The 293-nt window shown below is 70.0% G+C and carries 1 pseudogene; it reads left to right on the forward strand.

From position 1 onward, the window contains the following. A pseudogene (locus tag IG74_RS47425) lies at window positions 1-293 on the forward strand (histidine kinase); the annotation flags it as partial.

Consider the following 293-nt stretch of genomic DNA (forward strand, 5'->3'; position numbering starts at 1 on the left):
GGTGGAGTCGATCACGGGGGTGCGCCAGCGCGAGACGGTGCCGGACGAGGTGGTGCGGCGCGCGGACCAGATCGAGCTGGTCGACATGTCGCCGCAGGCGCTCCGGCGTCGTATGGCGCACGGCAACATCTACAAGGCCGACAAGGTCGACGCGGCCCTGTCGAACTACTTCCGGCCGGGCAATCTGACCGCGCTGCGGGAGCTGGCGCTGCTGTGGGTGGCCGACCGGGTCGACGAGTACTTGCAGCAGTACCGGGGCGAGCACAACATCCGCTCGACCTGGCAGGCCCGCG

Origin of the sequence: Streptomyces sp. NRRL B-1347 (assembly GCF_000720325.1) — a bacterium.
Classification (GTDB): Bacteria; Actinomycetota; Actinomycetes; order Streptomycetales; family Streptomycetaceae; genus Streptomyces.